We start from the raw sequence: 26,358 nt of genomic DNA, 5'->3' as shown, positions 1-26,358 counted from the left end.
TTTAATATCAACTGATCTACATTAGATTAAAATCAGTCACTTAAAGAACAGAAGTTCTATACAATTTTTAGCCATTGCAAATAAATCTGTTCCGCAATCCTCTTCATCATGATAGGTGGGACGCTCATTCCACAAACAATACTGTTTGTTAGCGTCCATGAAATCATAATCCAATGGGAACGACTGCATTAAGATGATATCCCGTTCAGAGATATAGTAAGGTTCATAACGTATGAAAACAGAGTTACTGGCCAAAGTAGGCGCACAAGACTGTTTTTGACCAGGACAGTATTGAAATGACTTTCTTTCCCCTCTGTCCTTTTCGTTATATCTCCTATAGTGATATCTGACGGGCGCCGCTTCACCCATCGCCTATATGTTTTAGAGGTCTCTGTCAGCTTTGATCCCTGACCTCAACGGGAATGGATTTTATTATCATATTTTAACCTCCAAACAAAAAAGCATCCCGTTTACGGGTGCTTACCCTATTATTGTATATTTAATAGAGCTTCTGCCGCAGCCTATCCCCAACATGGATCGTTAACAACAGTCGTAAACACTTTAAGCAGGCCACTCTCTCCAATCTCATAGTTTAAATTTTGATACGTAGAAATGACTTTCTCCTAAAGGAAAGAGGAAGTGCTCTTTTCCTTTTTCACGCGGAGTTTTGGCTACACTGATACATTCTCCGTTCACAGCGGAAAAAAACTCTCCAAAAAGGAGGGACGGTTCCCCTCCGTGAATCGTAATGAAGCTTCGTGTGTTGGCTACTGGCTGTCTGGATGATGGTCTCACTGTCATCCTGGAAAAATCACTTACTTCTATAAGTCTTTCTTTTTAACAGAAACCGCAGATATAGCAGCAGAAATAACTATCCGCTCCGCTTCTTATGCACTCTCTGTAACATGGAGAATTATAAAAAGGAGGGCGCGCGGAAACATAGGGGGAGCTCCCTGAATGAGTCAATTGATGGGCCCATGGATAATAATTAAATTCTTGCCGCTGATACAAATGGAATGACGGGTAATAATACAACATTTTCAACTCCTTTTCCGTACACCATATTGTACTTACCGACACCCTTTTTAGATGATTGTCTCTTGCATAATTGTGTGTTGGCCTAATTGCGGGTTTTAGCCTGCAAAATCCGTGCAGGGGAGCCATCACAACATCTTCCGTGAGAGGTTTTATAAGCTAACCTCTCCTTGTTGTCACCAATCAACCCCTACACCCGGTGAACGGTTCTTATTATCCCAATGACCCGTTTAGGCAGACTGTTCTCACTCTGCATACGAAACAGCAAATACCAACACCGCTGCTTTTTCCCTTTCTTCATTTACGTCGATCTATGTTGTTCCCGCCTGACTGCCTTCTTTTTTGATCAACTTCCGGCAGATCAAATTTGTCAGACTCCTCAAGAGATAAAGCTGGTTTTACTTTATCTACACCTGTTCCGGTTTCCATTCGCGCTATGCTTGAGCATACGGAACAACTGATTTCCCTATAATTCATAATGGCGTTCGATATGATTTTCCCTCTATGCGCATCTCTGCAATTTCAGAGATGCAGACAGCCGAAGAATAAACGACAATAGCAAAAAGCCTCCGGATACCCGGAGGCTTTTGATTCTTATCCTTGCTGCGTGAACGGCCGGGTTTGTGTCTTTTTGCCCCAGCCAAGCGCGGCCAGAAAACTGATGGCGAGAATGACCGCTCCCAGCATATATGGAAATTCCATATTTACATCAAAGAGAAAACCGGCAGCAGACGGTCCGGCGATATTCGCTAAGCTGATGAATGAGGTGTTCATCCCGCCGGCAAACCCCTGCTGGTCACCGGCGAGCTTCGACAGCATCGTATTAACCGCCGGCCGGAGCAGCGATGTCAGCGTCAGGAAAAAGATTGCCGCGGCAAAAACGGCCCAATATGAACCCGCAAACCGGCACCACACAAGTCCTGCAGCAGCCCCGATCAACGTCACGTTAATCACGCGTTTTTCCCCGAACTTGCGGACGAGATAACTGACGCCGACCGCCTGCACAAACACGCCGATGAGACCCGCAGCCGTAATAATAAAGGCAATATCAGACGCTTTAAATCCGTGTTTATGGTCAACGTAAAGGCCGAAAACGGATTCAAAGTTCATAATTCCGAAGTTCAGCACAAAAACCAGAATCAGCATAAACGCGAACGGCGACTTGAGCGCGCGTGACATTTGCTTAAACAGATGCTCACGTTTTTCCGTTTTTGCCCGGGCTTCCAGCTGCTTTTCACGTCCCAGCGTTTCGGGCAGAAAGAAAAATGAAAGCACACTTGAAAAGCAGGCGAGACTTGCAGACACGATGAACGGCACAGACATGCCGTAATGAACCAAATAGCCTCCCACACCGGGCCCGATGACGACACCGAGCGTCATCGCCGCGCTGAACAGCCCCATTCCTTTCCCGCGTTCTTCTTCGGTCGTAATATCCGCAATGTAAGCGAACATTGACGGCATTAAAAACGCCGCGCCCATTCCGCCCAAAAGGCGGGATGCGAACAATTGCCAGAGGCTTCCGGCAAAGGCGAAGATCAATTGTGACACGGCAAAGGCGGCGATGCCGAAAATAATCAGTTTCCGCCGTCCGTATTTGTCGGTTATTTCCCCGGCAATAGGCGCGAATAAAAGCTGTGTAAGCCCCGCCGCCGCAACAAGCAGACCCATCGTGCTCCCCGTCGCGCCGAATTCGGTAATATAGGTGGGCATAATCGGAATAATCAATCCGATTCCAAGCATCGCAATAAACATATTCAGCATTAAAATTGACAATCGGCCTATGTACGCCATGATTTCTTACCTTCTCCCCAGACAAACAGATGATCATTCCATATTTGTCATTTTTTATACCATTCAGTATAACGGGCAAAAGGGAAAAAAGTCCAGATGATTTCAATCTCGTTTTCAAGTCTCATGACAGCACACCGGTTTCAGCCGGCAGATCATATATGTTAAGGGCCGCCTGCAGCGCTTCCCCGGCTTTAACGGCAACTCCGTGTCTGATCAGAACCGCTTCAAGTCCGGCCAGCACAAACAGCACATTTTCCTTTCTGCAGCTGTAGCCCATCGTTCCGATTCGCCAAATTTTCCCCTGCAGCGGACCGAACGAGCTGGCGATTTCAATTCCGAATTGAGACAAAAGCATCCTTCTGATCGATTCGCCGTCTGCTTCCGGCGGAATCTTCACACATGTGACGACAGGCAGCTTCGCCCCCGGATCGCCGAATAAATTAAGGCCCATCGCTGCAAGTCCCGCCGTAAGCGCTTTTTCATGACGCTGATGCCTGCGGAACCGTTCTTCAAGTCCTTCTTCCAAGACAAGACGCACACCCTCCCGCAGCGCATAAAGCATTGCTGTCGCTTCTGTATGGTGATTCAGCCTTCTTTCACTCCAATAATCTTCGAGCTGGCTCAGATCAAAATAGTTGCTCGTAATCGGGCGATGACCGGACAGCATGTTGCCGTCAGCCGCCGTCGCAATGCCCCGTTCTACCTTTTTACGCGCGGCAATGACAGCGGCCGTCCTGTCATTATAAGTAATCGGCGCCATTCCGGAAGGGACCGACAGGCATTTTTGCGTTCCCCCGATGACTGCGTCAATCTTCCACTCATCCGTTTTTACGGCGCAGCCTCCGATCGTGGCCACGGCATCCACGATAAAGAGTGCGTCTTGGGCGCGGCACGCTTCCCCGATTTCTTTCAGCGGGTGAATCCGCCCCGTTGATGTTTCTCCGTGCACCATAGCGACGATTTTCGGAGAAATCTTTTTCATCTCGCTGATAACCTCTTCAGGCCGGAAGACCGTTCCCCATTCACACTCGATCGTATGAACGTCCGCTCCGTATCGCTCGGCGATTTCAGTCAGCAGGTATCCGAAGCGTCCGTATATCGGAATGAGCACGCTGTCGCCCGGTTCTATCACACTTGCGAGAACAGCCTCAATCCCCGCTCTTGATGTGCCGTCAATCGGATAGGCCCAGCGGTTTTCCGTTTGAAACAATTCACGGAGCATTTGCATCGTTTCGTTCATAATGCCGGTAAATGCCGGGTCAAACTGGCCGATGATCGGAGCGCCCATCGCCCTCAGCACCCTCGGTTCAGCTTCTGTCGGTCCCGGTGTCATAATCGTTCTTTGCGGAATGCACAATTCTTTTCTTGTCTCCACGCCGATTCCCCCTTTACGTTAATAGGCAAGTTTATGTAATACATTCGCCAGCGTAAGGACGCCGGTTTCAAGCTGATGTGCGGGTGTGAATTCAAGCGGTGAGTGGCTGATCCCGCCACGGCTCGGCACAAACAGCATGCAGGCCGGAAAGGTTCTGCCGAGCATCTGGGCGTCATGTCCCGCTCCGCTTACGATCTTCTCCGGGTCCGCCCCCTGCTCTTTTGCAGCCTCTGCTGCGGTTCGTGTCAGTGTCTGATCCATTTGAACCGGCTCTATCCTCATATATTCATCAATAAAGGGTCTGACTCCTTTGCCTCGGCTGATGTATTCAACAATCGATACCAGTTTCTGATGGAAGGCTGCCAGCACGTCTTCCTGCCGGTGGCGAATATCAACGGAAAACTGGATACGGCCCGGAATGACATTCGCCATATTCGGTTCAACCGTCATTTTCCCGCACGTCAGACGGAGCTCTTCCGGCTGTCTTTCCGCTGAAAGCATCAGTTCGTGGATGATGCTGCTTCCCGCCGCGAGCGGGTCTTTCCGCCATTTCATTGAAGTGGTGCCGGCATGGTTGCATTCACCGTCAAGCGTAACGGTATAGCGTCTCTGTCCGGCAATCTCGGTGACAATCCCGATATCCTTTCCTGATCGTTCAAGCGTTTGCCCCTGTTCAATATGAATTTCCAGAAAGGCACTAATATCAGTGCGCAGCGGCGCTGGATAACGGCCTGCACCGAAGCCGTTCTGCCGCATGGCTTCTCTCAGAGAAATGCCGGACGCGTCTGTCGGTGTTTCCGCATCTGAAAGCGAGAAAGCACCGGTGATATTGCCTGAGCCCCAATAGGTGATGGGAAAACGGCTCCCTTCCTCTTCACAGAGCGACACAGCCTCCAGCGTTTTTTTCGGACGCCCGCACGTCTCATGCAAGTGCCGGATCGCCAGCATGCCCGCCAGCACGCCGAACGCACCGTCATATTTTCCGCCGTCAATAACGGTGTCAATATGCGATCCGGTCAGAATCACCTCATCAGGCGATTCTGTGCCGTTCAGCCGGCCGAACACGTTACCGACATCGTCAAATGCCGTTTCCAGCCCGAACGCCTCCATTTTCTTTTTGACGGCAAGCTGGGCGTCCATCCATTCTTTCGTATATAAAAGCCTCGTCACTCCGCCGGAAGCGGAAGCGCCGAATTGAGACAGCCATTGTATGTCATCGGAAATCTCAATATTCGCCGCCGAAAGCTGCTGATGTTCCATACACGCCCTCCTTTTAAACTGAAAAAACTGACAAGATGATCTTCATTATAGAAGGAGCGCATAACGAGTTCATTATCATATCTTCCAAAAAATCAATGATTTTCCGGATACTTTGACCAATAAGCCGAAGGAACTATTTTTCAAAAAAGATAGAATATTAGATTTATTTTTTGGATAATAGAGGTAAAGGAGGGCAAGTCATGACAAAAAAACTTTGGTTTCTGCCGATTGTCTGCCTGTTTTTCATTTTTGGATGGGCCGCGCCGTCAGCCTCTGCGGGCGCGCCGGCTGACACGAATCTGTACAGCCGGATGGCGGTTTCAACTGCCGGCGGCACAACTCTTTTTCCGCAAACTGCCTCAGCTGTCATCACTCCGTCTGCGGATACGGACACATATTACAAAGAAGCTTCCGGAAAAAGCGGAACAGCCTTAAAGAGCGCCCTGCACCGCATCATCAGCGGACATACAAAGCTGTCTTACAGCCAAGTATGGAATGCATTGAAGGAAACTGACGAAGATCCGGCAAATCCGAACAATGTCATCTTGCTCTACACCCAGGAATCACGGGCCAAAAGTAAAAACGGCGGCAGCGTCGGGGACTGGAACCGCGAACACGTGTGGGCAAAGTCACACGGAAACTTCGGAACAGCTGCCGGCCCCGGGACGGACATTCATCATCTGCGCCCTGCAGACGTCCAGGTGAACAGTGCCAGAGGAAACATGGATTTTGATAACGGCGGCTCAGAATACCCGAAAGCGCCGGGCAATTATTACGACGGTGATTCCTGGGAGCCGCGCGATGAAGTTAAAGGAGACGTCGCCCGTATGCTGTTTTACATGGCGGTGCGTTATGAAGGAGAAGACGGGTATCCCGACCTTGAGCTGAATGATAAAACCGGAAACGGCTCAGCTCCTTACATGGGAAAACTGTCCGTTTTGCTCAAATGGAATCAACAAGACCCCGTCGACAGTAAGGAAAAACGGCGGAACGAAATCATTTACGAAGACTATCAGCATAACCGCAATCCGTTTATCGACCATCCGGAATGGGCGGACGAAATCTGGTAATCGTATCATAAGAAGTGATAAGGGAGCCCTGATCATCAGGCTCCCTTTTTCAATATACGGCGTTTTCAGTGTCGGCATCAAAAAAGACGGCCCGGTTCATATTGACCGCAAGCAGAATGGCATCGCCGGGTTTCACCTGTGAGGCGCCGTCAAGACGGATCGTCATGCGGTCATCTCCGCTCACCGCATGAACGTACATCTCCGCGCCTAAGTTTTCACATACTTCCGCCACAGCGCGGCACGCCGCTTCAGGCGGGTGCTCTGATTGTCCGGCAAGCGTCAAATGCTCCGGACGCAGCCCCGCAATCATCTCCTTACCGCTGTATCCTTTCTGCACAAGAACGGCCGCTTTTTCTTTCGGAATGGGCAGACGAACGGACGAACCGGCAAAATACCATTGCCCGTGACTTTCTTCAATGACGCCTTTTATAAAATTCATACTCGGAGAACCGATAAAACCCGCCACAAACATATTCGCCGGATAATGATAAATCTCATGGGGGCTTGCGGCCTGCTGAATATCTCCTTCATTCATCACGACAATCCGGTCGCCCATTGTCATCGCTTCCGTCTGATCATGCGTCACATAAACGATGGTCGCTTTCAAACGCTGATGGAGCTTGCTGATTTCCGCGCGCATCGTCACTCGCAATTTCGCATCTAAGTTGGAAAGCGGCTCGTCCATCAGAAACACTTTCGGCTCCCGCACGATCGACCGGCCGAGCGCAACCCGCTGCCGCTGTCCGCCTGAAAGAGCCTTCGGTTTCCGCTTGAGCAGATGCCCGATTTCCAAAATATCAGCGGCCGTCCGGACTCGCTCTGCAATTTCTTTTTTCGGCAGCTTTCTGAGCTTCAAACCGAACGCCATATTGTCAAACACCGTCATGTGGGGATACAGCGCGTAATTCTGAAAAACCATCGCGATATCACGATCCTTCGGGGGCAGATCGTTTACCGCGTCTCCGTCGATATAAAGCTTCCCCTCAGAAATGCTCTCCAGTCCGGCAATCATTCTGAGTGTCGTAGATTTGCCGCAGCCGGAGGGACCGACAAGCACCAGCAGCTCCTCATCTTTTACATCTAAGTGAAAATCCTTCACTGCCGCTGATTGGGCGCCGTATGTTTTTTTGATATGGTTAAATGTTAATGATGCCATTCGAAACCTCCTCCAATACTGGAAACCGCCACATCTTTCTGTTATGTTAAAAATGTTCGGGGTTTCTGACAGATTCATAAATAAAAAGCAAATTTGTATTATAACGTCATAATACATATAATAGTACTACTACTTGACAAAGGAGGTCCGTCCCATTGTTAAATAACGGGAGCTCGAAACCTTTATATATTCAGCTGAAACAAATTATCGCGGATGATATCAAGAAGGGCGTTTATTCGCCGTCCGTAAAACTGCCGACTGAAAATGAGCTGTGCGAAACGTACAACGTCAGCCGCATAACGGTCAGGAAGGCCATCCTTGATCTTGTGGAAGAAGGCTGGCTCGTCCGGCAGCAGGGAAAGGGAACGTTCGTTAAAAGCCCTAAACTGAAGCGGGAGCTCATCGCGGTCAACGGCTACTCTGAATTTATGGAATCAACGGGGAAAAAACCGAAACACCAGATCCTTTCCCATGAAATCATTGAAGCGCCTAAATCCATCGCCCAAAAACTTCGCGTCGCTTCCGAAAGTCCCGTTCTTGAATTAAAACGCATTTTATTTCACGACGACCAGCCGCTCTCATTCGAAATCGCCCACTATCCGCTTAGTTTATTTCCCGACATCGGCAAGCATATTAAAGGCGGCGTGTCGATGCATGACATTTTGAAACAGCACTATCAGGTGGTGCCCACCCATAATACGAAGCTGTTAAATGTCGTATACGCCAAGCAGGAAGAAAGCCGCTATCTGGCTTGTGATATCGGGGATGCGCTTTTTGAAATTGACAAAACCGCTTTTATGTCAAAAGACCAGCCGATATACAGCTCGCTGTTTGTAATGCATACCGACCGCGTCACGTTTACCATTAACAGTCCCTATGTGTAACAAGTATAAAAAACGAGACAATGCTTATCGTATTCTCGTTTTTTCACTGCTTTTCCCGCCGCCCGGCCTGTAGGGATGCCCGTAACCGAATGCTCCGAACCCTCCGCATGTTTTGGCAGCCGTCCCGGCGGCCGCAGTAAGCGCTCGCCGAATATCCTGATGCTCGAAGAAATCGGTAAGAAACCCGGCGATAAAAGAATCACCCGCGCCCAATGTATCTATTATATCAGCTCTTACCACCGGCTGATGATAGACGCGTTCCCCATCCGATAACACCGCGCCATATTCTCCCCTTGTCAGACAGACGATTTTCGCTCCGAAACCGCGGGCTTTTTCGGCAAGCCGCTCACATTCACTTTCACTCAAATCACTCCCGGAAAAAAACGCATACGTCACGTACGGGCAGACCGCTTCTAAATAGGCTTCGTCACGTTTTACAGAGAAGTCAAAGGAAATCGGCACATGCCCGCTCAGCATCGGGAGGTCACGTTCTATCCTGCTGTATACGCTCGTATGCAGCAGATCATGTCCGGCGATAAATGAGATGTCATTCTCCTGAAAAGCGAGTGTCAGACGCGATTGCACGCCGCCTTTATTTGATCCGGCAAATATTCTGTCCCCTCTTTCATCAAGCGTGACGACCGCCATCCCGTTTTCTCCGTATGCCCGGCGGATCAGATCGGCATTCACCTTTTCCAGTTTCAGCACATTCAATACGTGATCCGCCGCTTCATCACTGCCGAGAATCCCGATATAAGAAGTTTCGTGGCCTAAGCGCCGGGCAAGCACGGCTACGTTTAACGCATTTCCGCCCGGGTAAAACGTTTCCTGATCCTGATAATAATCTACTACATTATCTCCGGCCGCTATCAGTTTCATCTTTTCATCCTCCTTATCCTTTCACGCTTCCCGCTGCAATGCCGCGGATAAAATATCTCTGCATCAATAGAAACAGCGCTATGATCGGAGCAGCAGAAATCGTCAGCCCGGCCAGCAGCACGCCCCAATCCGTCTGCAGCGCATCTCTGAACTGCATCAGCCCGGCCGGAATCGTCCGTAAATTTTCATCATCGATAAAAATAATCGCAAACATAAACTCATTCCATGTATGGTAAGCCGTCAAAATGCCTGATGTCACCAGAATCGGCACGCTCATAGGTAAGAATATTCTGAAAAATATTCCGAAACTTGTACATCCATCCAGATAGGCAGCTTCCTCAAGCTCTTTGGAAATCGACAAAAAATAGGAACGGATCAGAATCACGGTAAACGGAATACGGTAGGCGGCGTACGGAAGAATCAATGCCCAATACGTATTGTACAGTCCCAATGACTGGATAATGGAGTACAGCGGCACAAGACTGACCTGCGGCGTCAGCATCAAGCCGCCAAGACAAATGATCAGCACAAACCCTTTTCCTTTAAATTGAAAACGGGCCAGCCCGTATGCCGCCCAGGCGCTCACAAATACGGTGATGAGACAAGTCAGCACGGTCACAATGACGCTGTTCATAAAATAAGCGGAAATCCCTTGGTTCCATGCGGATACGAAGTTTTCGGGATGCCAGACAGAGGGCAGCGACCAGCTGTGCTCAAAAATCTCATCCGAGCTTTTAAAGGCGCTGACCGCCATCCATAACAGCGGATATGCAACAGCAATGAGGTAGATAAAGAGAAACAGCCACACAGATGTTTCCCCGACATACCATTTTCTCGGTTTTCCGCCTGTTCTGACGGCCTGACGGGCATGACGCAAGTCCGTCTTTTCAGGAAGCATCGGCTACTCCTCCTTTCCGGTCTTAAAGAATTTCATCTGAATAAGCGACAGAGCAAGCGTCAGCAAAAGCACCACCGTCGCGATCGCAGAAGCGTAGCCCATCATATCCTTTGTAAAAGCGCTCTTATACAAAAATGTGCTCAGCACTTCTGAAGCATTGCCCGGCCCTCCGCCGGTCAGAATATACGGTTCATTAAATACGGTAAATGCGCCGGTCAGCGTCATCACCACGGCAACAAACGACATTTCTTTCGTCTGCGGCACCGTAATGTGAAAAAACTGCTGGATTTTTCCGGCTCCGTCCAGCTGCGCCGATTCATATAATTCAGCGGGAATGCTCTGAATCGAGACAATGTACAGCATGGCGATGTAACCGACAGACTGCCATTGAGACACAAAAATGACAGACAGCATAGCGGTGTTTTCATCGCCCAGCCACGCCCGGGTCAGTTCATCAAGTCTGACGGCTTCCAGCAGCTGATTCAAAAGCCCGATTTCCGGGTTATAAATAAAATCAAACAACAGCGCAATGACGGTCATGGAAATGACGACCGGAAGAAAAAAGACCGTACGGAAAAAAGGCGACCATTTTCTTACCAGTCTGTCTTCCAGCACAGCCGCCAGAATTAAGCCGCCGCCAACCTGGAAAATCAGCGATATGACCGCATACAGCACATTGTTGCGGAGTGCTGTAAAAAACACGGGATCGTGAAACAGGTCAATATAATTTTTCAGACCGATAAACGTCTTTTCGGGTTGAAATGAGCTCCATTCAAACAGACTGAAAAACACATTCTCAATAATCGGAATGTAAACGAACAGCAGAAAAATCAGCGCGGGCGCGAGAAACAGATACGGAATGAAACGTTTTCGGCTGACCAAGGAAATCCTCATCTCCTTTCTCCAAAGAAATCTGTTCTATTCAGATGACGCTTTGACCTGACGCGCCGCTTTCTGCACGGAATTCATCACCTCGCGCGGTGTCATTGTGCCGCCGAGCATCTGCTGAACGCCTGCCGCATACACATCGGCGATTTCAACGTCAACATCCATATCAAACCACGGCACCATTGTTTCTGCGCGGACGATATCCTGCACGGCTTCGCGCTGGATCGGGGCGGAATTGTTTTCTGTCGCCGTTCCTTGAACCGCGCTGTATTTACCGACGTCTTTTATCAGCTTCTCTCCCATTTTTTTCGAGGTTAAAAACTGCAGAAATTCCATGGCTTCTTTCGGGTGCTTCGTTTTTGAGGAAATCATAAATCCTTCCGGAGATCCGGTCAGTGCACGGGGAGATCCCTTTTCGCCGCTGATTTTCGGGAAAGGAAACAAGCCCAGATTGACCGGTTCGACGAGCTTAATTTCTGCCGTTTCCGCATAAATCATCGCCGCTTTGCCGCTCGTAAACTGCTGGCGCACGTATTCGTGATCGACGGAGTTCACGTGCTTTGTAAAGTACGGCAGAAGTTCCTGAAGCTTTTCAAGCGCTTTGACATAGCCTTCGTCCGTAAACTCCCCGGTTTCCGGGCTGTAATCCTTCGCCCGCGTTTTTTCATCCACCATACGCTGGTTCAGCGTCCCGATATAATGAGAAATGGTCCAAGGCGCTTTTGTGCCGAAACTGATCGGAATATATCCGTTCTTTTTCAATTTCTCAGAGACTGTGATCAGTTCATCCCATGTCGCCGGGGGCTTCAAATGTAATGCATTAAAAATGTCCTTATTATAAAAGAATGATTTAGCGTCCATTTGCCACGGAACACCGTACTGTTTTCCGTCATGCGTAAAGGGTTTGATTTGTGACTGCACAAGCTGTGAGGACCAATCTTTATCCTGCTGATAGTAAGACGACAGATCGAGGGCTTTATTTCCTTTGATGAATTTATAAGCAAACCGGTCGCTCCATGAAAAGAAAATATCAGGGGGGCTCGTTGTTCCGAGCATGACTTTCACCTTGTCTTTATAAGAATCGTTTAAGACCGCTTCCGTTTGGATATGAATATCCGGATGAGCGGCTTCAAATTCTTTGACCGCTTCTTCAAAATAGCTTTTTTCCGGCTCCTTCGGCCACCTGTGAAAAAACTTCAGGGTCACTTTTCCGTCAGAGGAACTGCTTTGGCTTGAACAGGCGGCGGCTGACAGACATACAGCTAACAGAACGAACAGGCAGATGAGCTTTTTCAGATGCTTTTCCTCCTTTGTCACCGGACTATAACGTTATATATCATTATAGTCCGATGAAATATAATGCGCGTTCTTAATATTCGACTTTCCACATGTAACGCCGCTTGCTTAACGGATGGTTCCTTGCTTCCGCCAGCGCATCCGCATAGCTTCTGAGCACCCGGTTTAATACGAGAGGAGCCAGGTAGCCTTTTACAGAATCGTCAATTCCGGAAAAATCATATGCTGCCGCATCAAGCACAGTCAGTTTTTTGCCGTATCTTTTTGAGAAGGAAAGCGCCCGCTCTTCAAGGGGTCTTGTTTCGTCTAAGCCGAGCAGGATAATAAATGGAACGGATTCATCAATGATTTCGAACGGTCCGTGAAAATATTCTCCGGCATGAATGGCGTGGGAATGAATCCATTGCATTTCCATGAGAATGCAGATGCTGTAGGAGTAAGCGACGCCGTAGTTCGCACCGCTTGCCATCGTGTAAATGATATCTTCTTTTTCGTGGGTTTTCGCGAATGCCTTTGCGTGATCCGCTTCTTGTTTAAGCGCTTTGTCATATACGGTCTGGAGCTTATTGAGTCCGTCGATGGCCTGCTCAAACGCGGGATGGTTTTCCAGCACGTGTAAAGCGCCGAACACGATTTGATACAGAACTCCGTAATTCGTATTTATCGCCTGTGCGTTCTCACCCCAGTCATAAACCGCGACATATTCGGCTTCTTTCGCTAACGGCGAATCAGGCTCAAAGGTCATCGCAATTGTAAGCGCGCCTTTTTTTCTGGCGAAACCGGCGGCTTTCACCGTTTCCGGCGTATTGCCTGACTGAGAACATAAAATCACGAGAGAGTTCTCTCCGAGCTGAACCGGATTGCGCTGAATAAATTCATTTGAACTGTAGAGATCAGAGCTGATGGCTTTCGCCTCTCTGTCAAACACGTACTTGCTCGGATACATAATGGCTGAAGAACCTCCGCAGGCGACGAAAAAGACGTGATCAATCGTTTTTCCTTTCAGATCATCCAAGAAAGCCTGAACCTTGTGATTCACTTGTGCGGCAGTTTGACTCAAATCCTTCACTCCTCAGTATTTTATTATATAATGTTATATAACATTATATAACGTTATATTAATCGCAACAAAGGCGTGTTGTCAATAATATTTTCTGAAATTTCTAAAATATAAAATAGACACGTCTTATTTCCCGCCCTCTCTTGACCTGACCCTTAGAGACACGTTTAGAATGAAAAGCAGGGAGTGATTCAGAATGAATATAAAAGAAGCCGCCAGGCAGACGGGTCTCACGAAAAAAGCCATCAAATATTATGAGCAGGAAGGTTTAATCACCGTCAGCAAAAACCCTGATAACGGATACCGTGAGTATTCCGCTCAGAACGTGAATACGCTGAAAATGATTGCCGCCCTCCGAATGCTGGCACTGTCTGTAAGCGATATTAAAGCGTTCCTCTTAGAGGGCAGCAGTCTGCATGATATACTGCGCCAGCAGCATCAAAAGCTCAGCCGGCAGATTGAAGAGCTTGAACAGGAACGGAAACTGACTGAAATGCTGATCAAGCGCGTGGAAGATGCGGAAAATGTCGATTCCATTCTGCATGATATCGGCGAGGTTAAAATAGATGAACCGAAATATATGGGACTTCAGCTGAAAAAACTGTTCCCGGGAGATTTTGGAGAATTTATCGCCGCGCTGTTTGAACCGTTCCTCGACTTTTCTATTGATACAGATGAGAAAAAAACGATATGGGCGGAGCTTATCAAAGTATTGGATGATATGGAAGAAGTTCCGGCTGCACACCCGATGATGCAGCTGGTCGGCAAGGAAGATCCGGCTCAGCTCCAGCAGCACAAAGTCCAGCATGATCAATTTATCGAGCGGATTTTGGAGAGAGACCCCGCCACTTGGGACACTCATAAAAACATCATCATTCAGCTTGTGAAAAGAGTGCAGACAGATGAAGAATACAGAGAAAGCCTGATCAAGGTCGGAGAATCAGCTTCTGATCTGCCCGCGCTGAAGGCGGGATCGCCTTTCAGCAATCTTCTTCAAAAGCTCAGCCCGAAATATGACACGTACGTGCGACTTCAGCTTGAACTGAAAAAAGAAGCCGACGAGGAACTCGGCTTTGATTCAGAAGCATATTTAAAACAGATGCTTCAATCAAAAAAACGCTAAGGTTCGTCTCCTTAGCGTGTTCTTTCTTCAGCCTCAGTGCTGCGCGTTAATGCGGTCAACGACATTAGCGATGAGCTGCTCTTTTCCTAAGTCGGAATCTTCGTCAACGCTTGCTACTGTCAAAATGATGGCCGCTACCGCAAGAGCGATCGTCTCAATGGCGGCCGCCGCGTTTAAAAATACCCAGACAGCCGTTGCGCATTGGCCGATGGCCGTTGATTTTCCTTTGTCCATGCTCTTTTTGTCAAACTCTTCTTTCAGCACTTTCGCCATAATCTGCGAACCTTGATCAATGACGCTGTTCACTTTTTCATAATCGCCGCTGTAGACCGCCGCTTTTAACTCTTTAAAATAATCCGGCGATGACTTTTTAATATCAGCGATCACCTGATCGGAAACTTGCTTTAATTCATCCTGATCAATCTTTTTAACAGCCTTGGTATCCCACACTTCAGGAAGGAGCTTTGCGACCTCACCTTGTCCGAAAAAGATGCCGGAAAAAATGTCTTCACCCGAATAAGAGACCGACGGCTCAGTTTTCGCCGCGGCATGCGGGCCGACTAATGCGACCATTAAAACAAACACCAGCATCATGGCAGCTGCGGACTTCTTGCTTTTAACCATATAATTTCCTCCTTTTCCTTTTATTGAGAAAATTGTATCTGATAAAAAGGGGATTGTAATGGTTCAAAGCTACTGTTTTCTCTGCCGGCACCAAAAACAGGACCAAAATACCAGCCACCGTAATGGAAAACGAGGTAAGCCCCAGCATAACGGCAAAGATTTCGTGCATAAAAATGGAGATAAACAATATCAAACGCCAATATGTTTTCGGAGCGAACAAAGCGCAGAACATAATGGTTTGCACAATGAGCGTGCCCCACGTCGGGATGATGACAAGCTTGGACTGCAGGATAAAGTCAAACAGACCGTGAAGCGCATCCGGCAGACCCAGCATCGGATCGTTCAAATAGTAATAAACGGCGGTTCCGTTCTGCCACTCTTCTTCCATCAGTTTGGCAATGACAGAGTTAAAGTACAGCATCGCGACCTGTATTCTGATGATTGTCAGTGTCGCCCAGCATAAGGAGCGGTAATAAGGCTCAAGCGGTCTTTTCTCAAAAGACGTCTCGTACGGAGACCAGTGCCATTTCCGCGGATCGGTTAATGTCAGCGGAAGCAGCAGCAGCGTAAAAACGGCAGCCACTTGATCTCCCCCGTCAAGAGTAACGGCGGAGTTTTGGAAGCTGTACGAAATCCACCAGTGAAAAAAACCGGTGAGGCGGGGCCGCCAGCCAATGACAACAAGGATTAACATACAGATACAAACGGCTTTGACGATCTCAATGTAACGGAAATCGGGAAACAGCAGAAACAGGCTGAACGTGTCGGAAAAGCTGAGCATTTGATTTTGCGTTTTGAAGAAGACAGACGCCGGATTGAACAGCAATGTCAGCAGCGTGCCGAGCGCGATTAAGCTTCTGGCAAGCCCGTACACATTTGTCCAAGGCGGATTCTTCATCATCCATAAGGTGAGCTCCTTTTTTGCATCCTGAATCAATTGACATCCACTCCGATGTATTTTTTGATGGTTCTTTTCGTTTCGGTATGCTGGCTCCATGCCCATGGGGTAATGCGTTCATATGTAATGATCATTTTCCCTTTCAGCCTTGGGGAGGGAGACTCATTTTTCATTTTCAAAAATGTGGTATCCTTAATGTCTTGGCCAGTCGTGAAGTCGTTCCACTTCTCTTTGGAAGGCAGCTTTTCCAGCATAAGGCCGAGCTCTATCCCTTGCGTCCGGCCGTAGCGGTTTAAGCCGATGACATTTTTCAGAGAATTATTCGGCCATCTGAGCTCCTCATCGGCATCAAGAAGATAGATGTTCAAGCTGTCTTCTCTGGGATCTTTACTGAAAAATCCCCAGCTTTGCGGATAAATCATGGAAACGGTTTTGGATTGATGCTTGGTTAATTGGATGGCGGAGCTTGGCAATGCCGCGATGATGGTAAAAAGCAAAACGATGATCCAGGCGGCCATGATAAAAAGAAAGAATGAAAACATGCTGGTTTGCTTCTTGTCAGTCAATTGAAACCCTCCTAGCGTATGGAAATTTCATTGACATGATTATACACCATTCAACAAGTAAAATATTGATTAATTAGATTTTTCAGACTAATATACTATTATATGTAAAAAAGGGGAGTGTTCATATGTTTTTGATGAATGATAAAGTGCTGTGGGGAGCTGTGGTTCTCGCCTTTATTCTTTCGATTGTGTTTTATCCGTTTCTTCCTGCTGATATGGCCATTCACTATGACGTGTCGAACCGTCCGAATACATCAATCAATAAAACAGCCGGCGTCCTGATTTTTCCCGTGCTCATGATGATCTGCATGTTATTCAGAAAAAAGGTCGTCCAGCTATTCCTCGTCGTTTACTGTCTGCTGATCGTGCATATTGCCGTGATGTGGCTGGCACTGTAAACATAAAGAAAACCGGAGCCCTTAAGCTCCGGTTTTTCTTATTTATAAAATACTTTCTCAATGTTGTATTTCGACTGAAGGGTATTGATCGCGTACGTTTCGTAAATCTCCCTTTCCATCGGATCATTTACGACACATACTTCAATTTTATACACTTCGTCCCTGTGATGTTTAACAGGCGACACATTGTCTTCAAAATGCTTTTTGATTCTTTGTCTTAATTTACGGGCTTTCCCGACAAACAGCAGCTCATCATGAATGTTATAAAACATAAAGATGCCGCCTTTGTCTCTCGGAATTTGGTGAAAATCAATGAAACCGTAAATCGCTTTAATCGCCGGTTCATTCTCCGACGGTGACTGCTGCCGTTCCGTAATGGTTACATCAGGAGCAGGAAGGTTTATTTTTATCAAATGGGTCACGTCCTCTTATTCATTAAAGCTCCATCCTATCATAAGAATGCGCCAAAAGCTATTTTTTATTCAAGCGCCCCGGCCGGATCATAAAGGCTCAAATCAATTTCCGTCTGCTGCCCGAGCGCGAGTTTCGCCAGTTCAGCCCCCAGATACGGCCCGCTCGTCAGTCCTGAGGCGCCCAGCCCGTTGGCAACGAGGAGTCCGCTGATATTCGGCACTTTGCCGATGACGGGAAGAAAACCGGGAGTAAACGGCCTGAACCCGACTCTTGTCTCTATCATAGTACTGTCTGAAAGCCCCGGCGCCACGGTTAATGCTTTGTCAAAAATCTCGCGGAGACCGCCGGCCGTCACCCGCAAATCCATGCCGGTATCGTTTTCATGAGTCGCGCCCGCTATGATTCTGCCGCTGTCAAAGGCGAGAATGTATTGATCGTTTGGGGGCATGACGACGGGCCAGCCGCCCGTCTCCTCTCCCTGAAGCTCTAAATGAACGATCTGCGCCTTTTGGTATGATACTGAAAAACGGATGCCGAGCGGCTCAAGCAGCTCTCTCGCCCAAGCGCCGGCCGTTACGAGAACCTGGTCGGCAGTAAGCGTGCGTTCTGCAGTTTTCACACCGATGACGGCACCGTCCTCTGTCAATATTGACGCTTCTTCATTGTAAACAGCCGCTCCGTGCTTAACGGCCGCATTTAACAGCGCCTTACGAAGCGCTCTCCCGTTCACCCGGGCCGCGCCGCTGACATGAACCGCTCCGTATTCCTCCGACAGCGCGGGAAACAGCGCCTTCGTTTCTTCCGGAGTCAGTCTTGTAATGTCACCGATTTCAGGGGCGTCCTCTCTTCTTTTATAAGCTCTTTCCTCCATTTGGCTGAGCTTTTTTTCATCCGTATGGAGGCTGACAGCACCGACCTTTTGATAACCGGTTTCTGTTTCTCCGTCAGCTTCAAGCTGCTGTATCAATCGTTCATAATAACGGGCTCCGCCTTTTGCGATCGCATACCATGCCTGATTGCGGCGCTGTGACAGCCACGGGCAGACGATCCCCGCCGCGGCGTCAGTCGCCTGCCCCGGGTGCTTCCGGTCAATGACCGTTACATCCGCCCCGGCCTTTGCGAGATGATAAGCCGCGGACGCACCGAGAATGCCGGCCCCGATAATCAAATAAGACTTCATGTATAACACCTTTTCTATCTGTTTTGTCTTATTTATTTTAACAAATGGAGCACTTTGCTTCGACCTTTTGTCCCCATATGAAAAAGTGGAAGGCTGACCAATCTCTTCGTTTAGTATCAATTCAAAAGTCATAGTCAACGTATATACAGATCAAGAACAAAAGAGAACATCAAAGAACGCGGCTAAGTATCAACCCCGTCCTTTTTTTTTAAAAAAAGATTGGAGGATAAAGGCATTATCACTATTATCCTTCCACTATATAAACTGATCTATCATACTATTTTTTAGTAAAAACAAAAGTATAGTATCCATCAGCTTCTCCAGTTTTCATCTTAATCGCTGATCTTCCATAGGCTGATTTACTGCTGATTTTACCATGCATTGTAGAATACTGCGTTAGGGTACCTGTAGACTTTCTTTTGTATGGTTTAAAGGCTATATATCCAGATTGGCCTTTTTTGAGCGTAAAGGAATATGTAGTAGAATAAGATTTTGCTGACGTAAAATTAAAACTAGCTCCATAGTTTATAGCTTGAATTTCTGATGAAGCATTAACACTGTAAGACTTAGATACAGTAGCTTGCGTCTGTTTATCGACTCTGCACGATGATGTAGTACACTTAATTGTTGCTGAAACTTTTATAGGGTCTCCATAATATTTAGTGGCTGATTTTTCTTTATATCTCCAATATCTAAGATCAACGTCAGCATAGGGCTTAAATTCTAATTCGTCATTGCTTTCCTCAGAAACAAAAAACTCATTCTCTAAATCTTCGTTTTCTTTTATTTCAGTCGTTTTTTCATATTCATCTTTTGAAACAGGTACAAGCCCATGTTCTGACGCTTTGAATGGTGCGATTACTGCACCTTGTTCCTCATCATAAAATTTTTCTACATTTGAATCAGATAGATTAATAGTATATTGCTCGACAGCGAATCCTTTCGAGGGATTTCCAAAAATCATCAAAAATACCACGAAAACTGCAATCAAAAGCGTAACTTTCTTTTTCATATACACCCTCCTTATTTTTATGGCACATTAAAATATTACCAGAGGAGCATATTTTTGTAAACCGAGTGTGATTAATTTATACTAGGAATTAACAAATAATATATTCCGGATTTCTTATCCACATGAGGGGTTAAATTGTTATCTGTCTGAGTTTCAATTTTCAGATTTTTCGTTTTGTTAAATCCAGCATATAACTTATATTTTTTACCTGAATACGACTTTACATCAAATGAAATATCCGTCTTATTATTCTGATTTTTAAGCGCTACACCATTTCCATTCTTTACCCATATAACTTTTTTATCTTTCCATGCCAATGTTCCTGTTCCTATACCCATTTGTTTATTTTCTTCAAATTTGTATATCACAACTTTTTCATTGTCAATTTCCTTTGTTTCATATATAAAATCAGTGATATAAGGTGATTCTTGTTTAGCATACTGTAAAGCTTCATGTTCAGTATTAAATTTTTTCGCTGAATCAGGAGTTTCATTATTCTTAATAAAAAACAAACTGATTATGAAAATAATACAGATGACCAATAAACAAATAATAATCTTTTTCCCCTTCATAACAATAGTCCTCCAATTTAGAAATATATTAGCTATTATTATAGCAATTTTACAGTAATAAAATAAAGTTCCTATGGATTTAATTTCAAAATAGTCAGTTATTAATTATTCGATTTCCTCATTTTATTATGAAACGCGGCATTACTTTTGACATTCCAAATGAATTCGGACGGTTTGCGGCAGATATATTACAACCGTTCCCCATCTCTTCCTATGCGTGGTTTATCGGTGATGGAGAGGCGTATACTGAATTCAAAGAAGACACCGATACAGACCTATTTCCGCAAAATCAGCGCATCATTCAGGGTCAAGAACTCCGTCAGCGTCTGGAAGGAGACCCTTATTATATGATTTTTGCTGAATTGAAAGCTTTCTCGGGCGGGATGGTAACGGAAATCAATACATATGATGAATATTTGGAGAGTTCCTGTGAGCTTGTGCTTCTCATTGCAGATTGCTCGTATGTAACGTTATATTGCAAAGATCCGGATATGCTCGAAGCCCTTTATCAGCAGGCTGTACAATGCGGGTTTCACCGCGTTGACTATGTTACAGATGAGAATGACGCGAGAACCGGATTGTCTGTCTGATGAAGGTGCGTTCTTTTTATGAAGCGCCGGATAGGGCTTAGGATTCAAAATATTGACAAATTCGTGTGTTTAAAAAAAACAACCCCCTCATGTATACTGAGTGCGTAACTCACATATGAAAGGGGTATGGCAATGAAAATCAGCTTGAAGAAAAAAGCAGGTTTTTGGAAGAAGACGGCGGTTTCGTCACTTATTTTCACCATGTTTTTTACCCTGATGATGAGCGGTACGGTTTTTGCGGCCGGGCTGAATACGGATCAGAAGCGCCGGGCGGAACAGCTGACCAGCATCTTTGAAAACGGAAAGACGGAAATCCAATACGGATATGTTGAAGCGTTGGATGACGGAAGAGGTTACACTTGCGGGCGGGCCGGCTTTACGACGGCTACCGGAGATGCGCTGGAAGTAGTCGAAGTATACACGAAAGCGGTGCCGAATAACAAATTGAAAAAGTATTTGCCTGAATTGCGTCGTCTTGCGAAGGACGAAAGCGATGACATCAGCAATCTGAAAGGATTCGCTTCTGCTTGGCGCTCACTTGGCAATGATAAAGCCTTCCGCGCTGCCCAAGATAAGGTAAATGACAGCTTGTATTATCAGCCGGCGATGAAACGTTCAGAAAATGCCGGACTGAAAACGGCCTTGGCAAAAGCGGTGATGTACGATACGGTGATTCAGCATGGCGACGGCGATGATCCAGACTCCTTTTATGCCCTGATTAAACGCACGAACAAAAAAATGGGCGGGTCACCGAAAGATGGAATTGATGAGAAGAAATGGCTCAATAAATTCTTGGATGTGCGCTATGACGATCTGATGAATCCGTCAGATGAGGACACTCAGGATGAATGGAGAGAATCGGTTGCCCGTGTCGACGTTTTCCGCGATATTGTCAAAGAGAAGAACTACAATTTAAACGGGCCGATTCATGTCCGGTCAAGCGAATACGGTAATTTCACTATTCAATAAACAAAAAAACCCCGCCATATGGCGGGGTTTTACTATTAACCGATAGAACCTTCCATTTCGAACTTAATCAAACGGTTCATTTCAACTGCGTATTCCATCGGAAGTTCTTTTGTGAATGGCTCGATGAAGCCCATAACGATCATTTCTGTTGCTTCTTCTTCAGAAATACCGCGGCTCATCAGGTAGAAAAGCTGTTCTTCAGAAACTTTTGATACTTTTGCTTCGTGCTCCAATGAAATGTTGTCGTTCAGGATTTCATTGTAAGGAATTGTATCAGAAGTTGATTTGTTATCCATAATGAGCGTATCACACTCGATGTTTGAACGGGCGCCGTCCGCTTTCCGTCCGAAGTGGACGATACCGCGGTATGTTACTTTTCCGCCTTGTTTAGAAATCGATTTTGATACGATTGTGGATGACGTATTCGGTGCAAGGTGAATCATTTTCGCACCTGCGTCCTGATGCTGCCCTTTGCCCGCAAGAGCGATAGAGAGCGTCATGCCGCGCGCGCCTTCACCTTTCAGAATGACAGCCGGATATTTCATCGTCAATTTAGAACCGATGTTTCCGTCAACCCATTCCATCGTCGCGTTTTCTTCACAAACCGTACGTTTCGTTACTAAGTTGTAAACGTTGTTCGCCCAGTTTTGAATTGTTGTATAACGGCAGTAGCCGCCTTTTTTGACAATGATTTCAACAACTGCGCTGTGAAGCGAGTTTGTTGTGTACACAGGAGCCGTACAGCCCTCTACGTAATGAACGCTTGCTTCTTCGTCAACGATGATCAGCGTACGTTCGAACTGACCCATGTTTTCGGAGTTGATGCGGAAGTAAGCTTGAAGCGGTGTTTCAACCTTCACGCCTTTAGGCACGTAGATGAAAGATCCGCCGGACCAAACAGCTGAGTTAAGCGCCGCAAACTTGTTATCAGTCGGCGGAATGACTTTCGCCCAGTGCTCGCGGAAAATGTCTTCATTTTCTTTCAGCGCGCTGTCTGTGTCTTTGAAGACGATGCCTTGCTCTTCAAGATCTTCTTTCATATTGTGGTAAACAACTTCGGATTCGTACTGTGCAGAAACACCGGCAAGGTATTTTTGCTCAGCTTCAGGAATACCCAGTTTGTCGAATGTCTGTTTAATTTCCTCAGGCACTTCATCCCAAGAACGCTCTGAACGCTCAGACGGCTTTACGTAATACGTAATTTCGTCAAAGTTTAAAGAGTTTAAATCCCCGCCCCACTGCGGCATCGGCATGTTGTAGAAATGCTCAAGAGATTTCAGGCGGAAATCAAGCATCCATTGAGGCTCTTCTTTCATGCGTGAAATTTCTTCTACGATTTCTTTTGTCAATCCGCGCTCTGAACGGAAAATGGAAACGTCCTTATCGTGAAAACCGTACTTGTATTCACCAATTTCAGGCATTTTTTTAGCCATCCATTTTCACTCCAATCTTTTAATTGCCGCCTTTTTCGCCAGCGACTCCTTTTTCAAGTGCTTTCCATGAAAGGGTGGCACATTTAATCCGGGCCGGGAATTTCGAAACGCCTTGAAGAGCTTCAATATCCCCGAGATCTATTGAGTCGTCATACTCTTTCCCTTGCATCATGTCTGAGAAAATCTTAGACATGGAAAGGGCGGTATCAATATCTTTTCCTTTAATCGCCTGCGTCATCATGGAAGCTGAAGCCATGGAGATAGAACAGCCTTCCCCTTCAAACTTCGCTTCCTGAACGGTATTGCCGTCAAGCTTCATTGTCAGTCTGATCCGGTCGCCGCAAGTCGGGTTGTTCATATCGACGACGATGCTGTCATCCAAAACCCCTTTGTTGCGCGGATTTTTGTAATGATCCATGATCACTTGTCTGTATAATGTATCTAAATTTGCATTAAAAGACATTTGTAAAGTACTCCTTTGTCTTTTGGAGGGCTTCCGCGAGCTTATCGATCTCTTCCTCTGTATTATACAGATAAAAACTCGCTCTCGCAGTAGCAGATACATCCAGCCATTTCATGAGCGGCTGGGCGCAGTGATGGCCGGCTCTGACCGCAATGCCCTCAGCATCGAGGACAGTCGCGACATCATGAGGGTGAACCTCATCAAGATTAAATGTCACAAGTCCCGCCCGCTCTTTCGGACCGTATACCGTCACGCCGTCTAGCTGCTCGAAACGGTCAAGCGCATAGGCCGCAAGCTTATGCTCATGCCGGGAAATCTCGTCGAGTCCGATCTCTTCAAGAAAATCAATCGCGGCTCCCAATCCGATCGCGCCTGCGATAATCGGCGTGCCTGCTTCAAATTTCCACGGAAGCTCTTTCCAAGTTGATTCATAAAGCCCTACAAAGTCGATCATCTCGCCGCCAAATTCGGCCGGCTCCATATTCTCAAGCAGTTCTTTCTTGCCGTACAGCACGCCGATTCCCGTCGGGCCGCACATTTTATGGGAAGAAAGCGCGAAGAAGTCGCAATCCAAGTCCTGAACGTCGATTTTCATGTGCGGTGTGCTTTGCGCCCCGTCCACCACGATGACCGCGCCATTGTCATGAGCGATTTTGGCGATCTCTTTAATCGGGTTGATCGTGCCGAGCACGTTTGACACATGAGCGACTGCCACGATCTTCGTATGGCTTGTGACAGTCTGCCGGACGTCGTCTAACGAAAGCGTGCCGTCTTCCTGCATCGGGATATATTTTAAAGTTGCGCCGGTTGCTTTTACTGCCTGCTGCCACGGAATGATATTCGCATGATGCTCCATTTGGGTGATGACCACTTCATCACCGGGTTTTAAGCTGGCGCGGGCATAGCTCAGCGCCACCATATTCAGTGAAGTTGTCGTGCCTTTTGTGAAAATGACCTCAGCCATTGACTTCGCATTGATAAACTTACGGACTTTTTCACGCGCACCTTCATAGCCGTCTGTCGCTCTCGTGCCAAGAGTATGAACGCCTCTGTGGACATTGGAATTGTATTTGCTGTAATACTGATCCACTGCTTCAATGACAGCACGCGGCTTCTGGGAAGTCGCCGCGCTGTCAAGGTACACGAGGTCATGTCCGTTCACTTGCTGATGAAGGATCGGGAACTGTTCACGAATATCGGTGATATTCATTATTTTACTTTCCTTTCGATGACGGAGACGAGCTGTTTCTTAACTCCTTCAATCGGAAGCTCTTTTACCACCGGAGCAAGGAATCCGTAAATGACTAAGCGCTCCGCTTCTTCTTTCGGAATTCCGCGGCTCATTAAGTAGTAAAGCTGGATCGGGTCCACACGGCCGACAGATGCCGCATGTCCTGCAGTTACATCGTCTTCATCAATTAAAAGAATCGGGTTTGCATCTCCGCGTGCTTTTTCACTCAGCATCAAAACGCGGGATTCCTGTTCAGCGTTTGCTTTAGACGCGCCGTGCTCGATTTTGCCGATTCCGTTAAAGATGGAAGATGCGGCATCTTTCATGACTCCGTGCTTCAGGATATAGCCTTCAGAAGCCTTACCGAAGTGGATGATCTGCGTCGTAAAGTTTTCCGTCTGTTCTCCTCTTCCGACAACTACGGTTTTCGTATCGCCGTATGTGCCGTCTCCGTAGAGGTTTGTCGTGTTTTCAGAAATCGTGTCGCCGTCGTTCATCAGTCCGAGCGCCCACTCGATTCTGCTGTCGCGTCCGCGCGCGGCTCCGCGGCGGTTGACGTATGTTGTGACGCCTGCTGACAGGTTGTCAACGGCGCCGTACGTCACGCTGGCATTATCACCTGTGACCACTTCACTGATAATGTTGAATACAGCTTCTTTCGGATTCACCGTGCTGATGTAGTTCTCAACGTAAGTGACGGAGCTGTGATCTTCAGCGACGATCAGCACGTGGTTGAACAATGCCGTGTCATTGCTTTCATGAACGTAAACGGCCTGAACAGGCGTCTCCACCTGAACGTTTTTAGGAACATAAAGGAATGCCCCGCCGTTCATTAATGCTGCATGAAGCGCAGTCAGTTTATGTTCGTCGACCTTAACGCCGTCTTTCATGAAATACTTCTCAACGAGGTCGCTGTGCTCACGGGCAGCCGTTAAGATGTCCGTAAAGATGACGCCTTTGTCTTTCAGTTCTTTAGAAAGAGAAAGGAAAGCGGGCGTTTGGTCACGCTGCACATATAACGTTTTGTCTTCGTTTTCGATATCGATCAGCGCTTTTGCTTCATCAGCTAAATCTTCTAAAGAAGCAAGCGGCGCATTTTCTACTGTATGCTTGTTGAACTTTGTAAAGTTCCAATTTGTGATTTTTGTTTTATCAGGCTTAGGCAGCGGCAGATCTTCAGCTTTTTCAAGAGCCTGTAAGCGCAGGTTTTTCAGCCAGGCAGGTTCTTGATGCTTTTCGGAAAAGCCTTTGACATATTCCTGATCTACGGATAGTTTCGTTTCCAATGTCATG

General features: G+C 47.0%; 25 protein-coding genes and 2 pseudogenes. 6 read left to right on the top strand and 21 right to left on the bottom strand.

Annotated elements, in window-relative coordinates:
- Nucleotides 1-56 precede the first annotated feature (56 nt).
- The 4 genes and pseudogenes from ACWHAR_RS14120 to allC form a co-directional block, all read right to left on the bottom strand.
- A pseudogene (locus ACWHAR_RS14120) lies at nt 57-413 on the bottom strand (DNA (cytosine-5-)-methyltransferase); the annotation flags it as partial.
- A gap of 1,216 nt (nt 414-1,629) precedes the next feature.
- Nucleotides 1,630-2,826, bottom strand: coding sequence for an MFS transporter (locus tag ACWHAR_RS14115; protein WP_032876699.1), 1,197 nt, complete (start codon nt 2,824-2,826; stop codon nt 1,630-1,632).
- Between the two features lie 121 nt (nt 2,827-2,947).
- Nucleotides 2,948-4,159 (bottom strand): pyridoxal-phosphate-dependent aminotransferase family protein, encoded by a 1,212-nt coding sequence (locus ACWHAR_RS14110; RefSeq protein WP_228549705.1) that lies wholly within the window; start codon nt 4,157-4,159, stop codon nt 2,948-2,950.
- A 60-nt stretch (nt 4,160-4,219) separates the two neighbouring features.
- A complete protein-coding gene (allC, locus tag ACWHAR_RS14105) occupies nt 4,220-5,461 on the bottom strand; it encodes an allantoate deiminase (protein WP_032876693.1) in 1,242 nt (413 codons plus the stop codon).
- A 200-nt stretch (nt 5,462-5,661) separates the two neighbouring features.
- Here allC and ACWHAR_RS14100 point away from each other — a divergent pair, with 200 nt between their 5' ends.
- Entirely contained in the window at nt 5,662-6,531 is an 870-nt protein-coding gene (locus ACWHAR_RS14100) for an endonuclease I family protein (protein ID WP_032876691.1), read from the top strand.
- 49 nt (nt 6,532-6,580) lie between these two features.
- Here the strand turns inward: ACWHAR_RS14100 and ACWHAR_RS14095 are convergent, their stop codons facing one another.
- A complete protein-coding gene (locus ACWHAR_RS14095) occupies nt 6,581-7,687 on the bottom strand; it encodes an ABC transporter ATP-binding protein (protein ID WP_032876687.1) in 1,107 nt (368 codons plus the stop codon).
- A 155-nt stretch (nt 7,688-7,842) separates the two neighbouring features.
- On the opposite strand from ACWHAR_RS14095, the gene ACWHAR_RS14090 reads away from it, so the two are divergent.
- Nucleotides 7,843-8,571, top strand: coding sequence for a GntR family transcriptional regulator (locus ACWHAR_RS14090; RefSeq protein ID WP_015240525.1), 729 nt, complete (start codon nt 7,843-7,845; stop codon nt 8,569-8,571).
- A gap of 24 nt (nt 8,572-8,595) precedes the next feature.
- Here ACWHAR_RS14090 and ACWHAR_RS14085 read toward each other — a convergent pair whose 3' ends face one another.
- From ACWHAR_RS14085 to ACWHAR_RS14065, 5 genes are all read right to left on the bottom strand, one after another.
- Complete coding sequence (locus ACWHAR_RS14085) at nt 8,596-9,450, bottom strand: PfkB family carbohydrate kinase (RefSeq protein WP_032876683.1); 855 nt, start codon at nt 9,448-9,450, stop codon at nt 8,596-8,598.
- A 13-nt stretch (nt 9,451-9,463) separates the two neighbouring features.
- Nucleotides 9,464-10,348, bottom strand: coding sequence for a carbohydrate ABC transporter permease (locus ACWHAR_RS14080; protein ID WP_003151895.1), 885 nt, complete (start codon nt 10,346-10,348; stop codon nt 9,464-9,466).
- A gap of 3 nt (nt 10,349-10,351) precedes the next feature.
- Complete coding sequence (locus ACWHAR_RS14075; RefSeq protein ID WP_370465873.1) at nt 10,352-11,242, bottom strand: carbohydrate ABC transporter permease; 891 nt, start codon at nt 11,240-11,242, stop codon at nt 10,352-10,354.
- 24 nt (nt 11,243-11,266) lie between these two features.
- On the bottom strand, nt 11,267-12,532 hold the full coding sequence (locus tag ACWHAR_RS14070) for an ABC transporter substrate-binding protein (protein ID WP_032876977.1): 1,266 nt from the start codon (nt 12,530-12,532) through the stop codon (nt 11,267-11,269).
- Nucleotides 12,533-12,605: 73 nt separating this feature from the next.
- Nucleotides 12,606-13,592: an SIS domain-containing protein gene (locus tag ACWHAR_RS14065; protein ID WP_032876677.1), complete on the bottom strand. Its 987-nt coding sequence runs from the start codon at nt 13,590-13,592 to the stop codon at nt 12,606-12,608.
- 196 nt (nt 13,593-13,788) lie between these two features.
- Between ACWHAR_RS14065 and ACWHAR_RS14060 the strand changes: the two genes are divergently transcribed.
- A complete protein-coding gene (locus ACWHAR_RS14060) occupies nt 13,789-14,715 on the top strand; it encodes a MerR family transcriptional regulator (RefSeq protein ID WP_032876674.1) in 927 nt (308 codons plus the stop codon).
- A 33-nt stretch (nt 14,716-14,748) separates the two neighbouring features.
- Here ACWHAR_RS14060 and ACWHAR_RS14055 read toward each other — a convergent pair whose 3' ends face one another.
- The 3 genes and pseudogenes from ACWHAR_RS14055 to ACWHAR_RS14045 all read right to left on the bottom strand — a co-directional run bounded on the left by ACWHAR_RS14055 (nt 14,749) and on the right by ACWHAR_RS14045 (nt 16,803).
- Nucleotides 14,749-15,339 carry a sporulation delaying protein family toxin gene (locus tag ACWHAR_RS14055; protein ID WP_007410098.1) on the bottom strand — a complete coding sequence of 197 codons (591 nt, stop codon included), beginning with the start codon at nt 15,337-15,339 and terminating at the stop codon, nt 14,749-14,751.
- A gap of 84 nt (nt 15,340-15,423) precedes the next feature.
- Nucleotides 15,424-16,240: pseudogene (locus ACWHAR_RS14050) on the bottom strand (sporulation-delaying protein SdpB family protein); the annotation flags it as partial.
- A 32-nt stretch (nt 16,241-16,272) separates the two neighbouring features.
- On the bottom strand, nt 16,273-16,803 hold the full coding sequence (locus ACWHAR_RS14045) for an SdpA family antimicrobial peptide system protein (RefSeq protein WP_032876667.1): 531 nt from the start codon (nt 16,801-16,803) through the stop codon (nt 16,273-16,275).
- Nucleotides 16,804-16,928: 125 nt separating this feature from the next.
- Here ACWHAR_RS14045 and ACWHAR_RS14040 point away from each other — a divergent pair, with 125 nt between their 5' ends.
- Nucleotides 16,929-17,201 carry a DUF1648 domain-containing protein gene (locus ACWHAR_RS14040; RefSeq protein ID WP_007410095.1) on the top strand — a complete coding sequence of 91 codons (273 nt, stop codon included), beginning with the start codon at nt 16,929-16,931 and terminating at the stop codon, nt 17,199-17,201.
- Between the two features lie 38 nt (nt 17,202-17,239).
- On the opposite strand, the gene ACWHAR_RS14035 is transcribed toward ACWHAR_RS14040, so the two are convergent.
- The 4 genes from ACWHAR_RS14035 to ACWHAR_RS14020 all read right to left on the bottom strand — a co-directional run bounded on the left by ACWHAR_RS14035 (nt 17,240) and on the right by ACWHAR_RS14020 (nt 20,379).
- Nucleotides 17,240-17,614, bottom strand: a complete 375-nt coding sequence (locus ACWHAR_RS14035; protein ID WP_007410094.1) for a nucleotide excision repair endonuclease — start codon at nt 17,612-17,614, stop codon at nt 17,240-17,242.
- Nucleotides 17,615-17,679: 65 nt separating this feature from the next.
- Nucleotides 17,680-18,795 carry an NAD(P)/FAD-dependent oxidoreductase gene (locus ACWHAR_RS14030; protein WP_032876664.1) on the bottom strand — a complete coding sequence of 372 codons (1,116 nt, stop codon included), beginning with the start codon at nt 18,793-18,795 and terminating at the stop codon, nt 17,680-17,682.
- 277 nt (nt 18,796-19,072) lie between these two features.
- Nucleotides 19,073-19,807 (bottom strand): DUF6060 domain-containing protein, encoded by a 735-nt coding sequence (locus tag ACWHAR_RS14025; protein WP_032876661.1) that lies wholly within the window; start codon nt 19,805-19,807, stop codon nt 19,073-19,075.
- 71 nt (nt 19,808-19,878) lie between these two features.
- Nucleotides 19,879-20,379, bottom strand: coding sequence for a hypothetical protein (locus tag ACWHAR_RS14020; RefSeq protein WP_032876657.1), 501 nt, complete (start codon nt 20,377-20,379; stop codon nt 19,879-19,881).
- Between the two features lie 128 nt (nt 20,380-20,507).
- On the opposite strand from ACWHAR_RS14020, the gene ACWHAR_RS14015 reads away from it, so the two are divergent.
- Together ACWHAR_RS14015 and csn are read left to right on the top strand one after the other, a co-directional pair.
- Nucleotides 20,508-20,969 carry a DUF2691 family protein gene (locus ACWHAR_RS14015; RefSeq protein ID WP_032876651.1) on the top strand — a complete coding sequence of 154 codons (462 nt, stop codon included), beginning with the start codon at nt 20,508-20,510 and terminating at the stop codon, nt 20,967-20,969.
- Between the two features lie 132 nt (nt 20,970-21,101).
- On the top strand, nt 21,102-21,938 hold the full coding sequence (gene csn, locus ACWHAR_RS14010) for a chitosanase (protein WP_032876648.1): 837 nt from the start codon (nt 21,102-21,104) through the stop codon (nt 21,936-21,938).
- A 35-nt stretch (nt 21,939-21,973) separates the two neighbouring features.
- Here csn and sufB read toward each other — a convergent pair whose 3' ends face one another.
- Genes sufB through sufD form a run of 4 tightly spaced genes read right to left on the bottom strand, consistent with a single transcriptional unit; the run spans nt 21,974 to nt 26,357 of the window.
- Nucleotides 21,974-23,371: a Fe-S cluster assembly protein SufB gene (gene sufB / locus ACWHAR_RS14005; RefSeq protein ID WP_007410090.1), complete on the bottom strand. Its 1,398-nt coding sequence runs from the start codon at nt 23,369-23,371 to the stop codon at nt 21,974-21,976.
- A 19-nt stretch (nt 23,372-23,390) separates the two neighbouring features.
- Complete coding sequence (gene sufU / locus ACWHAR_RS14000) at nt 23,391-23,834, bottom strand: Fe-S cluster assembly sulfur transfer protein SufU (RefSeq protein WP_032876645.1); 444 nt, start codon at nt 23,832-23,834, stop codon at nt 23,391-23,393.
- Nucleotides 23,824-25,044: a cysteine desulfurase SufS gene (sufS, locus tag ACWHAR_RS13995; protein WP_007410089.1), complete on the bottom strand. Its 1,221-nt coding sequence runs from the start codon at nt 25,042-25,044 to the stop codon at nt 23,824-23,826. The genes sufU and sufS overlap by 11 nt, the downstream gene beginning before the upstream one ends.
- Nucleotides 25,044-26,357 carry a Fe-S cluster assembly protein SufD gene (gene sufD, locus ACWHAR_RS13990; protein ID WP_007613603.1) on the bottom strand — a complete coding sequence of 438 codons (1,314 nt, stop codon included), beginning with the start codon at nt 26,355-26,357 and terminating at the stop codon, nt 25,044-25,046. Before sufD ends, sufS begins: the two co-directional genes overlap by 1 nt.
- Nucleotide 26,358 lies beyond the last annotated feature (1 nt).

The sequence above is a fragment of the Bacillus sp. LR--39 genome (genome assembly GCF_053613335.1).
This window is presented reverse-complemented; position numbering and strand designations above follow the sequence as displayed.

Bases quoted from the DNA above. Each gene is read 5' to 3' on its own strand.
- ACWHAR_RS14115 (WP_032876699.1), bottom strand. From the start codon at position 2,826: ATGGCGTACATAGGCCGATTGTCAATTTTAATGCTGAATATGTTTATT.
- ACWHAR_RS14080 (WP_003151895.1), bottom strand. From the start codon at position 10,348: ATGCTTCCTGAAAAGACGGACTTGCGTCATGCCCGTCAGGCCGTCAGA.
- ACWHAR_RS14110 (WP_228549705.1), bottom strand. From the start codon at position 4,159: ATGACACCGGGACCGACAGAAGCTGAACCGAGGGTGCTGAGGGCGATG.
- sufD (WP_007613603.1), bottom strand. From the start codon at position 26,357: ATGACATTGGAAACGAAACTATCCGTAGATCAGGAATATGTCAAAGGC.
- ACWHAR_RS14085 (WP_032876683.1), bottom strand. From the start codon at position 9,450: ATGAAACTGATAGCGGCCGGAGATAATGTAGTAGATTATTATCAGGAT.
- sufU (WP_032876645.1), bottom strand. From the start codon at position 23,834: ATGTCTTTTAATGCAAATTTAGATACATTATACAGACAAGTGATCATG.
- ACWHAR_RS14100 (WP_032876691.1), top strand. From the start codon at position 5,662: ATGACAAAAAAACTTTGGTTTCTGCCGATTGTCTGCCTGTTTTTCATT.
- ACWHAR_RS14015 (WP_032876651.1), top strand. From the start codon at position 20,508: ATGAAACGCGGCATTACTTTTGACATTCCAAATGAATTCGGACGGTTT.
- ACWHAR_RS14020 (WP_032876657.1), bottom strand. From the start codon at position 20,379: ATGAAGGGGAAAAAGATTATTATTTGTTTATTGGTCATCTGTATTATT.
- ACWHAR_RS14075 (WP_370465873.1), bottom strand. From the start codon at position 11,242: ATGAGGATTTCCTTGGTCAGCCGAAAACGTTTCATTCCGTATCTGTTT.
- sufB (WP_007410090.1), bottom strand. From the start codon at position 23,371: ATGGCTAAAAAAATGCCTGAAATTGGTGAATACAAGTACGGTTTTCAC.
- ACWHAR_RS14095 (WP_032876687.1), bottom strand. From the start codon at position 7,687: ATGGCATCATTAACATTTAACCATATCAAAAAAACATACGGCGCCCAA.
- allC (WP_032876693.1), bottom strand. From the start codon at position 5,461: ATGGAACATCAGCAGCTTTCGGCGGCGAATATTGAGATTTCCGATGAC.
- ACWHAR_RS14060 (WP_032876674.1), top strand. From the start codon at position 13,789: ATGAATATAAAAGAAGCCGCCAGGCAGACGGGTCTCACGAAAAAAGCC.
- csn (WP_032876648.1), top strand. From the start codon at position 21,102: ATGAAAATCAGCTTGAAGAAAAAAGCAGGTTTTTGGAAGAAGACGGCG.
- ACWHAR_RS14055 (WP_007410098.1), bottom strand. From the start codon at position 15,339: ATGGTTAAAAGCAAGAAGTCCGCAGCTGCCATGATGCTGGTGTTTGTT.
- sufS (WP_007410089.1), bottom strand. From the start codon at position 25,044: ATGAATATCACCGATATTCGTGAACAGTTCCCGATCCTTCATCAGCAA.
- ACWHAR_RS14040 (WP_007410095.1), top strand. From the start codon at position 16,929: ATGTTTTTGATGAATGATAAAGTGCTGTGGGGAGCTGTGGTTCTCGCC.
- ACWHAR_RS14025 (WP_032876661.1), bottom strand. From the start codon at position 19,807: ATGAAAAAGAAAGTTACGCTTTTGATTGCAGTTTTCGTGGTATTTTTG.
- ACWHAR_RS14030 (WP_032876664.1), bottom strand. From the start codon at position 18,795: ATGAAGTCTTATTTGATTATCGGGGCCGGCATTCTCGGTGCGTCCGCG.